Below are 12,154 nucleotides of genomic sequence, written 5' to 3' on the forward strand. Positions count from 1 at the left end.
TCGTCCCCGATACGGCGGTCGCGCAGGGCGGTGGCGGCGCGCAGGGCGCCCGTGAGGACGTCCTTGGCCGCACGGTCGAAGGGCCGGTGCCCCGACCTCCGGCCCCCGGCCTTCCGGTCGCCGGACATCGCCCCGGCCCCGTGCACCTCCTCCACCCGGGCCACGATCCCCGGCACGTCGATGCCGAGCCCGGCGAGGGCGTCGGTCTCGGCCTGCGTCAGCCCGGCCCGCCGCCGGGCCTCCCCCAGCGCCGCCCGCACCGACTCCCGCCGCTCACCGGCGCCGAGGGCGGCCAGCACGAACGAGGCCCTGCTTCCCTCCCGGTCGAGCAGGGCCAGCAGCAGATGCTCGGCACCGACCCGCTCGGCCCCCGCCTCCTCCGCGTGCCCGACCGCCCCCTTCACCACGTCACGGGCGTCCTTCGTGAACCGCTCGAACATCAATGCCTCCCGTACTTCTTGTGCACGGCCTGCCTGCTGACTCCGAGTTCGGTGGCGATCTCCTGCCACGACCAGCCCTGATGGCGCGCGTTGCGCACCTGCACGGTCTCCAGTTGCTCCAGCAGCCGGCGCAGGGCGGCGACGGCCCGCAGGCCGACCCGTGGGTCGCGATCGCCCGCCCGCTCGGCGAGGTCGGTTGCCTCAGTCATGATGTCAACGTACGTTGACACCTCCCCACTGTCAACCCCAGTTGACATGCCGACGGCCGGCCCGGAGACCCGGACCGGCCGTCGGGACGAACCTCGTCCTCAGGGATTCGTGAGCACGATCTTGCCGAACTGCCCGCCTGAGTCCATCCGTTCGAAGCCCTCCCGCGCCCGGTCCATGGGCAGCACCTCGTCGATGACGGGACGCACCCCCGTGGCGGCGCAGAAGGAGAGGAGGTCCTCCAGTTCGTCCTTGGTGCCCATGGTCGACCCGACGACCTTGAGCTCCAGGAAGAAGATCCGGGTCAGCTCGGCGTGCGAGGGCCGGTCACCGCTGGTGGCGCCGGAGATGACCAACGTGCCGCCGGGCCGCAGCGACTTCACCGAGTGGGACCAGGTGGCCGCCCCCACGGTCTCGATCACCGCGTCGACCCGCTGCGGCAGCCGCGCCCCGCTCTCCAGGGCCTCCACGGCCCCGAGTTCCAGCGCCCGCTTCCGCTTGGCCTCGTCCCGGCTGGTGGCGAAGACCCGCAGCCCCGCGGCCTTGCCGAGCACGATCGCGGCGGTGGCGACACCACCGCCGGCCCCCTGCACCAGTACGGAATCCCCGGGCCGCACCCCGGCGTTGGTGAACAGCATCCGGTACGCGGTCAGCCAGGCGGTCGGCAGACAGGCGGCCTCCTCGAAGGAGAGCTCCTTCGGCTTGGGCAGGACGTTCCAGGTGGGCACGGCGACCTGCTCGGCGAACGTGCCCTGGTAGCGCTCGGTCAGGATGGACCGGGGCTCGCGGGGACCCACCCCGTGGCCGCTCTGTCCGATCACCGAGTGCAGGACGACCTCGTTGCCGTCCTCGTCGACGCCGGCGGCGTCGCAGCCGAGGATCATCGGCAGCTTGTCCTCCGCGAGGCCCACGCCCCGCAGGGACCAGAGGTCATGGTGGTTGAGGGAGGCGGCCTTGACCGTGACGGTGCTCCAGCCGGGCCGGGACTCGGGAGCGGGACGCTCTCCCGCCTCCAGACCCGCGAGCGGCTGGTCACGGTCGATTCGGGCGGCGTAGACGGCGAACATGACCTTGACGATAGGTTCCCCGCCCCGCCGAAGGAACCAGGCCCCGCTGTGAGACACGCCCTCTTGCCACACGGCGGGATGCGCCACCCGGGCGGCCCAAGCCCCCGGCACGGAAAATCGGCACAGGGAAACAGAAAATCGGCCCCGCCCACCCGGGACGGGGCCAACCTGTGATCCGCGCGCCTCAGCGGCGGGCGACACCCTCGGCCCGGGCGGCCGCGGCCACCGCCGCCGTCACCGCGGGGGCGACCCGCTCGTCGAACGGGGACGGGATGACGTAGTCGGCGGCGAGGTCGTCACCGACCACCGAGGCCAGCGCCTCGGCCGCCGCCAGCTTCATCCCCTCGGTGATCCGGGAGGCCCGCACCTGCAGCGCCCCCGCGAAGATGCCGGGGAACGCCAGCACGTTGTTGATCTGGTTCGGGAAGTCCGACCGCCCGGTGGCCACGACGGCCGCGTACTTGTGCGCGACCTCCGGGTGCACCTCCGGGTCGGGGTTGGCCATGGCGAAGACGAACGCGCCCTCGGCCATCGACGCCACCGCCGGCTCGGGCACCGTGCCGCCGGAGACGCCGATGAAGACGTCGGCGCCGGCCAGCGCCGACTCCAGCGATCCGGAGAGGCCGGCCTTGTTGGTGAACGACGCCAGCTCCGCCTTGATCGGCGTGAGGTCCTCGCGGTCCCGCGACACGACACCCTTGCGGTCGGCCACGGCGACGTCGCCGATGCCGGCCTCGATCAGCATCTTGGCGATCGCGACACCCGCGGCGCCCGCGCCCGAGATCACGGCCCGCAGCTCACCGAGCGTCCGCCCGCTCAGCCGCGCCGCGTTCCGCAGCGCCGCCAGCGACACGACCGCCGTGCCGTGCTGGTCGTCGTGGAAGACCGGGATGTCCAGCCGCTCCTGCAGCCGCTTCTCGATCTCGAAGCAGCGGGGCGCGGAGATGTCCTCCAGGTTCACCCCGCCGAAGGACGGGGCGAGCCGGACCACGGTCTCGACGATCTCGTCCACGTCGGTGCAGTCCAGGGCGATCGGGACCGCGTCCACACCGCCGAACTGCTTGAAGAGGATGGCCTTGCCCTCCATCACCGGGAGGGAGGCCTCGGGCCCGATGTCACCGAGTCCCAGCACGGCCGTACCGTCCGTCACGACGGCGACGACCTGCGACTTCCACGTGTAGTCGTGGACGAGGTCCGGCTGCTCGGCGATCGCGCTGCACACCTTCGCGACGCCGGGCGTGTAAGCCAGGGACAGATCGTCCTTGTCACGGATCGGCACGGTGGCCTGCACGGCCATCTTGCCGCCGCGGTGCAGCGCGAACGCCGGGTCGAAGGAGTCAAGGGGCTCGGCCCCGTTGCCCTGCTCCGTACGACCGTTCCGGCTTTCGCTGTCGCTGCGAGGATTGACAATCTCCGCTGCCACTTGGTTTTACCCCTTAAGTGTTCATGGTTTGAGGGTTGCCACTCCTGGTGAGGGGTGGGCGGGACCGCGCAAGGCCCGGAGGGTTGATGCGTACGGGCCGAACACGACGGGCGCGCCGCACACGCGCCCTGAGCCCCGGATGAGGGGTGTAAAGAACCTTCTTACCGGACGGACGCCGTCGGCGACGAGTCCATAACGCGAAGGTCACATGCCGCCGCTCTGAATTGTCGCTCCATATCAGGACAAGGTCGGGACGGTCTACGAGCAAGCCCACAATCACGACAAAAACCGTGGCCGACGCGTCCACATCCTGGAATGAACCGAAGATTCTCCGGCTGGAACGGCCGATTCCCGCAGACTGTCCGGTCAGATGTCCCGGAGTGGTGCGGTTCGGGTGTCACCCGTTATCCGATTTTGACATCGCGGGTCCCCTGAATGGCTCAGACCGAATGGCAAGATGCCGTAATCGCACGAGGTCGCGACACTCGAAGACGTGTGTTCTCGTCGACCTGCGGCGCTGTCGGTACCCATCGGCAGTGGCCCCCCATCGGCATCTCCACCCATCCGCCGGAGGAACCCACCATGACCGCAAGCACCACCCGTCGTACCACCGCCGCGCGTTCCCGTCTTGCAGCGGTCGGCGCGATCGCGGTCGCAGGCGCACTGATTCTCACCGGCTGCGGTGACCAGACGGACAAGAGCAGCGACAGCGGCACCGCCGACTCGTCCAACGCGCCGCTCGCCGACAAGCTCCCGGCCGACATCCGCAAGGCGGGGGTCATCAAGGTGGGCTCGGACATCGCGTACCCGCCGGTCGAGTTCATGAAGGACGGCAAGGCCGTCGGCATCGACCCCGACATCGCGGAGGCCCTGGGCAAGCAGCTCGGGGTGGAGTTCGACTTCCAGAACGGCAAGTTCGACCAGCTCATCGTCGGTCTGCAGTCCGACCGCTTCAACGTGATCATGTCCGCGATGAACGACACCAAGGACCGCCAGAACGGCATCGACTCGGACACCGGCAAGAAGGCCGGCGACGGCATCGACTTCGTCGACTACTTCACCGCCGGTACGTCGATCCTCGTCCAGAAGGGCAACCCCAAGGGCATCAAGTCCCTGGACGACCTGTGCGGCCAGGTGGTGGCGCTGCAGCGCGGCACCACCTCCGAGGGCATCGCGAACGCGCAGAACAAGAAGTGCACCGACGACGGCAAGCCGGCCATCAAGCTCCAGACCTACGACACCGACCCCGAGGCGCTGCTGCGTCTGAAGCAGGGCGCGTCCGTCGCCGACCTGAACGACTTCCCGGTCGCGGCCTACAACGCGAAGACCTCGGGCGGCGGCAAGGACTTCGAGGTCGTCGGCGAGCAGATCGAGGCCGGTCCGTACGGCATCGGTGTGAGCAAGGAGGACACCCAGCTCCGGGACGCCATCCAGGCGGCCATGAACGCCATCATCGAGAACGGCGAGTACACCAAGATCCTGGAGAAGTGGAACGTCACGGACGGTGCGGTGACCGAGGCGAAGGTCAACGGCGGTTCCTGAACCTCGGCGACACTGAAGGGCAGTCACTGTGACAGACACGGTTGACAAGGTTCCGGCGTCATCGGTGCCGCCGGAGCAGATCAAGGCGATCCCGGTGCGCCACTACGGCCGCTGGGTGGCCGGCGCGGTGGTCATCGCCATCCTGGTGCTGATCGGGATCGCCTTCTCCAACGCGAACATCAACTACGGCATCATCCCCGACTACCTCACGGACGGCACGATCCTGTCCGGCGCCTGGCACACGCTGTACATCTCCGTGCTCGCCATGGCGCTCGGCCTCGTCCTGGGCGTGATCCTCGCGGTCATGCGGATGTCGTCGAACCCGGTCACCAGCACGGTGGCCTACTTCTACGTCTGGTTCTTCCGGGGCACGCCGGTCCTGGTCCAGCTGCTCATCTGGTACAACATCGCGCTGGTGTTCCCCGTTCTCAACCTGGGGTTCTACAAGGACGAGATGAACCAGGTGATGACGCCGTTCCTGGCGGCACTGCTGGGCCTCGGCCTCAACGAGGCCGCGTACATGTCCGAGATCGTCCGCGCGGGCATCCAGTCCGTCGACGAGGGACAGACGGAGGCGTCCCACGCGCTGGGCATGACCCAGTCCAAGACGCTGCGCCGGGTGGTGCTCCCCCAGGCGATGCGGGTGATCGTGCCGCCGACGGGCAACGAGTTCATCAACATGCTGAAGACCTCGTCGCTCGCCTACGCGGTGCAGTTCAACGAACTCATCAAGCGGTCCACCGACGTCTCCAGCACCTCGCTGGCGGTGGTCGAGATGTACTTCGTGGCGTCCATCTGGTACCTGGCCCTCACCAGCGTCTTCAGCGTCGGCCAGTACTACCTGGAGCGCCGCTACGCCCGTGGCTCGACGCGTAATCTGCCGCCGACGCCGCTGCAGCGCCTGAAGAAGAACCTCCGCCTGTTCAACTCCTTCGGCCGCCCGGAGGTGACCCGATGAGCAAGATCGACAAGGACGTGGTGAGCGTCCCGAGCGGTCACCCGATGGTCAGGGCGGAGGGCGTGCACAAGTCCTTCGGCCTCGCGCACATCCTCAAGGGCATCGACCTGGAGGTGAACGCGCGGGAGGTGTTCTGCCTGATCGGCCCGTCCGGCTCCGGCAAGTCCACGTTCCTGCGGTGCATCAACCACCTGGAGAAGATCAGCGCCGGCCGGCTGTCCGTCGACGGCGAGCTGGTCGGCTACCGGCAGAAGGGCGACAAGCTCTACGAGCTCAAGGAGAAGGAGGTCGCGGCGCAGCGACGGGACATCGGCATGGTGTTCCAGCGCTTCAACCTCTTCCCCCACATGACGGCGCTGGAGAACGTCATGGAGGCTCCGGTCCAGGTCAAGCGCGAGACCAAGGCCGTGGCCCGGGAGCGCGCGGAGCGGCTGCTTGACCGGGTCGGCCTCGGCGACCGCAGGGGCCACTACCCCGCCCAGCTCTCCGGCGGTCAGCAGCAGCGCGTCGCCATCGCCCGCGCGCTGGCGATGCAGCCCAAGCTGATGCTCTTCGACGAGCCGACCTCGGCGCTCGACCCGGAGCTGGTCGGCGAGGTCCTCGACGTCATGCGCGACCTCGCCGAGGACGGCATGACGATGATCGTCGTCACCCACGAGATGGGCTTCGCCCGGGAGGTGGGCGACTCGCTGGTGTTCATGGACGACGGCGTGGTCGTCGAGTCCGGCCACCCGCGCGAGGTGCTGACGAACCCGCAGCACGACCGCACCAAGTCGTTCCTGTCCAAGGTGCTCTGACCGCGGACGAGCGCGCACGGCGAAGGGGCGGTACGGACTTCCGTACCGCCCCTTCGCGTTCCCTCCGGCTACTTCAGCGCCAGCAGCAGGGTGTCCGACGGCGAGCACCACACCGGCCGCGCCTCGCCGAACCCCTTCTCGCGCAGCACGCGCGCGTGCCAGGCGGCCGGCGGCATGTCACCGTCGGCGTGCTCGCCGTAGATCTCGAAGCGGCGGGCCGTCGGTCCGGCGAGGACCGGGTCCTTCGCGGCGAGCTGCCACCACTGGGCCCAGTCGAGGGCACCGTCCCGCTTGGCCCGGTCCATGCGGGCGTGGCGCAGGGCGCGCTCGGCCGCGTTGATCCGGGGCGTCGTGTCGTCGATCATGTGGTCCGCGTTCATGAAGACACCGCCGTCGCGGACGAGCCCCGCGATGTGCCCGTAGAGATCCGCGAGGGGGTCCCGGTGCAGCCAGTGGAGGGCGGTCGCGGTCAGCACGGCGTCGTAGGAGTCGTACGGCAGCCTCGCCGTCCACTCGGGGTCCTTGAGGTCGGCCGTCACGAAGGAGACCCGCTCGTCCCCCTCGAACGTGCCCTCCGCGATGGCGAGCAGTGCCGGGTCCAGGTCGACGCCGGTGCTGGTGGCGTCCGGGAACCGGTCGAACAGCCGGGCGGTGATGCTGCCCGTGCCGCAGGCGAGGTCGAGCACGCGCGGCGCGGTGCCGACGAGGGCCTCCACCATGTCGAGCATGACCCGGAAGCGTTCCTCGCGGTCCGGCATGTACCACTCCTGCTGCCGGTCCCAGCTCTCCTGCCAGGCCCGCCAGTCGGCGGCGGCCGTGGTGGTGTCCGCGTCCGTCATCGAGCGCCTCCCTCGCATACGTCCCGTAATACCCTGGGTGCGGAATCATCTGTTACAAGACCGCGCTCCTGACGATAGATCCCCTGCGTAAGGACTACAAGTGGAACTGGCCTATTACTCGGATTACGCCGTGCGCCTCGTCAACACCGAGGAACCGGCCCGGGGGAAGGACACGCTGACCTCGGTCGAGGCCGTCCGCGACCTGTTCGGCGCCAACCAGTCGGCCGCCCGGCGCACCACCGACGCCGATGTGACGCGGTTCCGCTCGGTCCGGGCCAGGCTCCGCTCGGTCTTCGAGGCGGCGGACGGCGGCGACGAGACCCTCGCCGTCGACCTGCTGAACTCACTGCTGCTGGAGTTCCCGGTCAGCCCGCAGATCTCCGGCCACGACTTCCGCGACGACGACGGCCGCCCGCTGTGGCACATGCACCTGGCCGACCACCCGTCCAACGCCACCGCCGGCTACGCCGCCATCGCCGCGATGGGCCTGGCCTTCCACCTCACCGAGTACGGCGTGGACCGCCTCGGCCTGTGCGAGGCGTCGCCCTGCCGCAACGCCTACCTTGACACCTCCACCAACCGCTCCCGCCGCTACTGCTCCGACCGCTGCGCCACCCGCGCCAACGTGGCCGCCTACCGGGCCCGCAAACGCCTGGAGGCCGACCGGCCGGAGAGCACGGGCCGGGCCGACGACAGCGCCCAGCCCACCACGGCCAGCGGCGAACGCCGCTCGGAGCCGCGCGGCCGGTAACGGAACCGGACCCGGCCGAGCACCAGCTCGTCGGGCACCACCCCGTAGTCGGTGCTGTCGCCGCCCGCGAACGCGTTGTCCCCGAGCACCCACCAGCCGCCGTCGCGCCGCTCGGCGGCCCGCTTGACGACGAGCAGGTCCTGCTGGAACGGATGCCGCAGCACGATCACGTCCCCGCGTTTGACCCGGGCGCCGTAGTGCACCAGGAGCCGGTCCCCGTGGTGCAGCGTGGGCACCATGGACGGCCCGGTCACCTCGGCCACCCCGAAGGGCAGCGGCGCCCTCGCCCGCTCGGCGTCCTGCGACAGCTCCGGCATCTCCCGGCACCTCCCCGGTTCGTCCTCCACCAGTCTCAGTCTCACCCCGGACTTTTGTCCTAAGCCCGCGGGGGCACCCGCGAAAAGCCGTCCGGCACGGAGTAATGTCCAGTGTGAGAAGACGATCACGAGGAAGGAAACGCTCCATGCTTTCCCGCCTGTTTGCCCCCAAGGTCAAGGTCAGCGCCCACTGCGACCTGCCCTGCGGCGTGTACGACCCGGCCCAGGCCCGCATCGAGGCGGAGTCGGTGAAGGCCGTCCAGGAGAAGATGGCCGGCAACGACGACCCGCACTTCCAGGCCCGTGCCACGGTCATCAAGGAGCAGCGCGCCGAGCTGGCGAAGCACCACGTCTCCGTGCTGTGGAGCGACTACTTCAAGCCCCCGCACTTCGAGAAGTACCCGGAGCTGCACCAGCTGGTCAACGACACCCTGAAGGCCCTCTCGGCCGCCAAGGCGTCGACGGACCCGGCCACCGGCCAGAAGGCGCTGGACTACATCGCCCAGATCGACAAGATCTTCTGGGAGACCAAGAAGGCCTGACCCGGTCCGACCCGTGCGGCGGCCGGCGGTCGGTGCACCATCTCGGGTTCGCGGACACCTCGAAGGGTCCCGTGCCGTCTCCGTGCGGCCGGGGCCCTTCGGCGTGTGCGGGACGGCTGCCGCGGGGCGTGGGATGCTGGGCGGATGGAGCTGGAGGATCTGGTGCGGCTGCGGCGGGCGCGGGACCGGATGGACCGGGAGTACGCCGAGCCGCTCGACGTCCCGGAGCTGGCGCGGACCGCGTTGATGTCGGCCGGGCACTTCCAGCGCAGCTTCCGCGAGGCGTACGGGCAGACGCCGTACGCCTATCTCATGACCCGGCGCATCGAGCGTGCCAAGGCGTTGCTGCGGCGGGGCGATCTCACGGTGACGGAGGTGTGCCTCGCGGTCGGCTGCACCTCGCTCGGTTCGTTCAGCTCGCGGTTCACCGAGCTGGTCGGGGAGACGCCGAGCGCGTACCGGGCCCGGTCGCACGAGGAGAGCGCGGTCATTCCGCCGTGCGTGGCGCGGGTGTACACCCGGCCGGTCCGGGGCCGGGCGCGGGTCGATCCGAGTGAGACCTTCTAGCGTGGACGCATGGACACAGGAAACGACGTACGGCTCGCCCAGTGCTTCATCGCCGTCGACGACCACGACAAGGCGCTGGTCTTCTACCGTGACGTGCTCGGGCTGGAGGTCCGCAACGACGTGGGCTTCGAGGGGATGCGCTGGGTGACGGTCGCCTCGCCGGAGCAGCCGGAGGTGGAGATCGTGCTGGAGCCGCCCGCCGCGAACCCGGACGCCTCCCCCGCCGACAGGCAGGCGATGGCCGAGCTGTTGGCCAAGGGCATGCTGCGCGGGGTCAACTTCACCACCACCGACTGCGACGCCCTCTTCGAGCGTGTCCGCGCCGCCGGTGTGGACGTGCTCCAGGAGCCGGTGGACCAGCCGTACGGGGTGCGTGACTGCGCGTTCCGTGACCCGGCGGGGAACATGCTGCGGTTCATGGAACGACCCGGGCCCGGGTAGTGGCGCGGCGTTCTACGATCGGGCGATGAGCATCCGCTGGACGTACGCCTTCATCGACCGGCCCGCCCTTCGGGCCGGTCCGGCCGCCGAGTTCTGGACGGCGGTCACGGGCACCCGGCTGTCCGCAGTCCGCGGGGACGACGGGGAGTTCGTGACCCTGCTGGCGGACGGCGCCGACGCCTGCGTCAAGCTCCAGGGAGTCGTCTCGGGCGGGGGCGGAGCCCATCTCGACTTCTCCGTGGACGACGTACCGGAGTTCGTGGCGCACGCGTCGCGGCTGGGCGCGGAGACGGTCGGCGAGCACGAGGGGTGGGCCGTACTGCGGTCGCCCGCTGGGCAGTTGTTCTGCGCGGTGCCCTGGCACGGGGAGTCGGTGCGGCCGCCCGTCGTGCACGGCAGCCGGCTGGACCAGGTGTGCCTGGACGTTCCGCCGTCCCGCCACGAGGCCGAAGTCGCCTTCTGGAGCGGTCTTCTGGCCGATTGGGAATCCGTGCCCGGTTCGCTGCCCGAGTTCCATGTGGTGAAGCCGCCGGCCGGGCTCCCGGTACGCGTCCTGCTCCAGCGCCTGGCGGAGGAAGGCCCCGTCTCCGCGCACCCCGATCTCGCCTGCGCCGACATCGGGGCGGCCAGGGCGCGGCACGAGGGGCTCGGGGCCGTGTTCGTGGCCGCGTTCGGCCACTGGACGGTGATGCGGGATCCCGCGGGTGGCGTCTACTGCCTCACGGGCCGCGATCCGGAGACGGGCGGGGTGCGGCGCAGACCGGAGTAGTCAGTGGTGACGGCAGGCGGTGGCCACCAGTCCGTCCTCGACGCCCGGCGGGATCTCGGTGGGGGGACATCGCGTCCGCCGGTCCGACGGGAGACCGGGGGCGGGACCGGGCCGTGCGTCCTCCCAGCCGATCGGTGGGGGCGGCTCCGCGGCTTCCCGCAGCCACAGCGTCAGCCCTCCGCCGACGATCACGGCAGCCGTCCAGGCACCGACGCCCCACCGCCACAAGGCGCGGCGGCGTCCGTTCCCCCTGCTCTCCATGCCGCAACGCTAGCGCGCCGTGGGGGCCTCGCCTCCGGTGTTCCTCCGTGCCGATACGGGCTCCGGGGCGACGGTCCTCCCGGATCCCGGAGGCGCCGCGCCGGCTTCGGTCTCATGGTCCGGGCACTTCTCGCACTCCCGGTTGCGGCACGGGCCGTGCGTCCACACCGGGACCCATGCGCCCAGCGTCTTGTGGCGCCGGACCACCGTCTCCACCGGCTGTCCGCAGGCGGGACAGACGGGCTGTTCGCTGTCCATGTCCCCAGGGTAGGCCCGGAGCGGGTTCAGCGCTTCCTGCTGTACGTCCGCACCAGCACACCGTTGCCGAACGAGCGCACCGACTCCAGCGCGAACTGCGTGATCGCGAAACCGGAGTCGAACATCGGCATGCCGGAGCCCTGCACGATGGGGTACGTCTTGATGACCAGCTCGTCGATCTCGTCGGCCAGTTCACCGGCGATCCTGGCCCCGCCGCACAGGTAGATGTCGTATGCGCTGTCCTCCGCCTTCAGCGCGCGCACCCGGCCGACCAGGTCGTCCGCGATGATCTCGACGTTGGGGTCGGGCGACTCCCCCAGCGTGCGGGAGGCGACGTATTCACGCAGGTGGGCGTAGGGGCTGGTGATGCCCTCCTTCAGGGCGATGTCGTAGCTGGCCCGGCCCTGGACGATCGTGTCGAACCGCTTGTTCGGCAGGTCGTCGATGTTCATCTGCCGACGGCCGGGGGTCGAGATGGTCTCCGGGTACTCCGACACGAGGAAGCCGAGGAACTCCTCGTCGACGAAGGGGTACATCGCCGACGCGTCGCCCTCCGGGTCCCCGATGAAGCCGTCGATGGAGCAGGCGATGTAGTAGGTGAGCTTTCGCAACGCGGCCTCTTTCCGTGGACTGCCTTCGCTTGAACAACTCCAGTTGTAGTACTTCAGCTGTAGTGGTGCAAGGCGGTTTACCGAATCCGAGGCAAGTGGGTGGGCGGATTCCGCATGTGGGCGGCCCGGACGCCTAGGACCTGTGGTGTCCGCGGCTCGCCGCCGCGCGGCGGACCATACGGGTGTGCCGTACGGCGATCACCAGGAAGAGGCCCACGACCAGGGCCGGGACCGTGACGATCACGCCGGGGACGGCGACGGCCGCCGCTCCCGCGACCGGACCCGCGACGAGCAGGGCGGCGACCGCTCCGCGGGGGCGGTGGGCGTCGGCGGGCAGCGGGGCGTGCGGCAACCGCGCCCACTG

At 70.0% G+C, this 12,154-nt stretch carries 17 protein-coding genes and 1 pseudogene; 8 read left to right on the top strand and 10 right to left on the bottom strand.

Going from position 1 to position 12,154, the window contains the following annotated elements; genetic code table 11:
• The 4 genes from B7767_RS49090 to B7767_RS07960 all read right to left on the bottom strand — a co-directional run.
• On the bottom strand, positions 1 to 440 hold a 440-nt coding region (locus B7767_RS49090; RefSeq protein WP_085571543.1), incomplete at its 3' end, for a Clp protease N-terminal domain-containing protein.
• Complete coding sequence (locus B7767_RS07950) at positions 440 to 649, bottom strand: HTH domain-containing protein (protein WP_030219802.1); 210 nt, start codon at positions 647 to 649, stop codon at positions 440 to 442. The genes B7767_RS49090 and B7767_RS07950, both read right to left, overlap by 1 nt.
• A 99-nt stretch (positions 650 to 748) precedes the next feature.
• Entirely contained in the window at positions 749 to 1,714 is a 966-nt protein-coding gene (locus B7767_RS07955; RefSeq protein ID WP_085571544.1) for a zinc-binding dehydrogenase, read from the bottom strand.
• Between the two features lie 184 nt (positions 1,715 to 1,898).
• Positions 1,899 to 3,137 carry an NADP-dependent malic enzyme gene (locus tag B7767_RS07960; protein ID WP_085571545.1) on the bottom strand — a complete coding sequence of 413 codons (1,239 nt, stop codon included), beginning with the start codon at positions 3,135 to 3,137 and terminating at the stop codon, positions 1,899 to 1,901.
• 582 nt (positions 3,138 to 3,719) lie between these two features.
• Here B7767_RS07960 and B7767_RS07965 point away from each other — a divergent pair.
• The 3 genes from B7767_RS07965 to B7767_RS07975 are packed head-to-tail and all read left to right on the top strand — an operon-like array spanning position 3,720 to position 6,434.
• Entirely contained in the window at positions 3,720 to 4,679 is a 960-nt protein-coding gene (locus tag B7767_RS07965; protein ID WP_085571546.1) for an ABC transporter substrate-binding protein, read from the top strand.
• A gap of 28 nt (positions 4,680 to 4,707) precedes the next feature.
• A complete protein-coding gene (locus B7767_RS07970; protein WP_085571547.1) occupies positions 4,708 to 5,637 on the top strand; it encodes an amino acid ABC transporter permease in 930 nt (309 codons plus the stop codon).
• The gene (locus B7767_RS07975; protein ID WP_085571548.1) at positions 5,634 to 6,434 is read left to right on the top strand and encodes an amino acid ABC transporter ATP-binding protein; all 801 of its coding nucleotides are present in this window, start codon (positions 5,634 to 5,636) and stop codon (positions 6,432 to 6,434) included. Before B7767_RS07970 ends, B7767_RS07975 begins: the two co-directional genes overlap by 4 nt.
• Before the next feature lie 68 nt (positions 6,435 to 6,502).
• Here B7767_RS07975 and B7767_RS07980 read toward each other — a convergent pair whose 3' ends face one another.
• Entirely contained in the window at positions 6,503 to 7,273 is a 771-nt protein-coding gene (locus tag B7767_RS07980; protein WP_085571549.1) for a trans-aconitate 2-methyltransferase, read from the bottom strand.
• 100 nt (positions 7,274 to 7,373) lie between these two features.
• Between B7767_RS07980 and B7767_RS07985 the strand changes: the two genes are divergently transcribed.
• Positions 7,374 to 8,024: an ABATE domain-containing protein gene (locus B7767_RS07985; RefSeq protein ID WP_073932419.1), complete on the top strand. Its 651-nt coding sequence runs from the start codon at positions 7,374 to 7,376 to the stop codon at positions 8,022 to 8,024.
• Here B7767_RS07985 and sodX read toward each other — a convergent pair.
• Complete coding sequence (gene sodX / locus B7767_RS07990) at positions 7,907 to 8,341, bottom strand: nickel-type superoxide dismutase maturation protease (RefSeq protein ID WP_085571550.1); 435 nt, start codon at positions 8,339 to 8,341, stop codon at positions 7,907 to 7,909. The genes B7767_RS07985 and sodX overlap by 118 nt on opposite strands.
• A gap of 146 nt (positions 8,342 to 8,487) precedes the next feature.
• Here sodX and sodN point away from each other — a divergent pair, with 146 nt between their 5' ends.
• The 4 genes from sodN (at position 8,488) to B7767_RS08010 (ending at position 10,660) form a co-directional block, all read left to right on the top strand.
• Positions 8,488 to 8,883 carry a superoxide dismutase, Ni gene (gene sodN, locus B7767_RS07995; protein WP_004983535.1) on the top strand — a complete coding sequence of 132 codons (396 nt, stop codon included), beginning with the start codon at positions 8,488 to 8,490 and terminating at the stop codon, positions 8,881 to 8,883.
• 144 nt (positions 8,884 to 9,027) lie between these two features.
• Positions 9,028 to 9,450, top strand: coding sequence for a helix-turn-helix transcriptional regulator (locus tag B7767_RS08000; protein WP_085571551.1), 423 nt, complete (start codon positions 9,028 to 9,030; stop codon positions 9,448 to 9,450).
• Between the two features lie 9 nt (positions 9,451 to 9,459).
• Entirely contained in the window at positions 9,460 to 9,891 is a 432-nt protein-coding gene (locus B7767_RS08005; protein WP_085571552.1) for a VOC family protein, read from the top strand.
• Positions 9,892 to 9,916: 25 nt separating this feature from the next.
• Entirely contained in the window at positions 9,917 to 10,660 is a 744-nt protein-coding gene (locus tag B7767_RS08010) for a VOC family protein (protein ID WP_085571553.1), read from the top strand.
• Here B7767_RS08010 and B7767_RS44460 read toward each other — a convergent pair whose 3' ends face one another.
• The 4 genes and pseudogenes from B7767_RS44460 to B7767_RS46210 form a co-directional block, all read right to left on the bottom strand.
• Positions 10,661 to 10,921 carry a hypothetical protein gene (locus tag B7767_RS44460; protein ID WP_143652276.1) on the bottom strand — a complete coding sequence of 87 codons (261 nt, stop codon included), beginning with the start codon at positions 10,919 to 10,921 and terminating at the stop codon, positions 10,661 to 10,663.
• A gap of 9 nt (positions 10,922 to 10,930) precedes the next feature.
• Complete coding sequence (locus tag B7767_RS47840) at positions 10,931 to 11,179, bottom strand: hypothetical protein (protein WP_085571554.1); 249 nt, start codon at positions 11,177 to 11,179, stop codon at positions 10,931 to 10,933.
• A 26-nt stretch (positions 11,180 to 11,205) separates the two neighbouring features.
• Positions 11,206 to 11,790 carry a dihydrofolate reductase family protein gene (locus tag B7767_RS08025; protein ID WP_085571555.1) on the bottom strand — a complete coding sequence of 195 codons (585 nt, stop codon included), beginning with the start codon at positions 11,788 to 11,790 and terminating at the stop codon, positions 11,206 to 11,208.
• 133 nt (positions 11,791 to 11,923) lie between these two features.
• A pseudogene (locus B7767_RS46210) lies at positions 11,924 to 12,154 on the bottom strand (hypothetical protein); the annotation flags it as partial.

The organism is Streptomyces sp. 13-12-16 (assembly GCF_002114215.1).
Taxonomy (GTDB): Bacteria; Actinomycetota; Actinomycetes; order Streptomycetales; family Streptomycetaceae; genus Streptomyces.

Bases quoted from the DNA above. Each gene is read 5' to 3' on its own strand.
- B7767_RS07950 (WP_030219802.1), bottom strand. From the start codon at position 649: ATGACTGAGGCAACCGACCTCGCCGAGCGGGCGGGCGATCGCGACCCA.
- B7767_RS07955 (WP_085571544.1), bottom strand. From the start codon at position 1,714: ATGTTCGCCGTCTACGCCGCCCGAATCGACCGTGACCAGCCGCTCGCG.
- B7767_RS07965 (WP_085571546.1), top strand. From the start codon at position 3,720: ATGACCGCAAGCACCACCCGTCGTACCACCGCCGCGCGTTCCCGTCTT.
- B7767_RS07975 (WP_085571548.1), top strand. From the start codon at position 5,634: ATGAGCAAGATCGACAAGGACGTGGTGAGCGTCCCGAGCGGTCACCCG.
- B7767_RS07980 (WP_085571549.1), bottom strand. From the start codon at position 7,273: ATGACGGACGCGGACACCACCACGGCCGCCGCCGACTGGCGGGCCTGG.
- sodX (WP_085571550.1), bottom strand. From the start codon at position 8,341: ATGCCGGAGCTGTCGCAGGACGCCGAGCGGGCGAGGGCGCCGCTGCCC.
- sodN (WP_004983535.1), top strand. From the start codon at position 8,488: ATGCTTTCCCGCCTGTTTGCCCCCAAGGTCAAGGTCAGCGCCCACTGC.
- B7767_RS08000 (WP_085571551.1), top strand. From the start codon at position 9,028: ATGGAGCTGGAGGATCTGGTGCGGCTGCGGCGGGCGCGGGACCGGATG.
- B7767_RS08005 (WP_085571552.1), top strand. From the start codon at position 9,460: ATGGACACAGGAAACGACGTACGGCTCGCCCAGTGCTTCATCGCCGTC.
- B7767_RS08010 (WP_085571553.1), top strand. From the start codon at position 9,917: ATGAGCATCCGCTGGACGTACGCCTTCATCGACCGGCCCGCCCTTCGG.
- B7767_RS44460 (WP_143652276.1), bottom strand. From the start codon at position 10,921: ATGGAGAGCAGGGGGAACGGACGCCGCCGCGCCTTGTGGCGGTGGGGC.
- B7767_RS47840 (WP_085571554.1), bottom strand. From the start codon at position 11,179: ATGGACAGCGAACAGCCCGTCTGTCCCGCCTGCGGACAGCCGGTGGAG.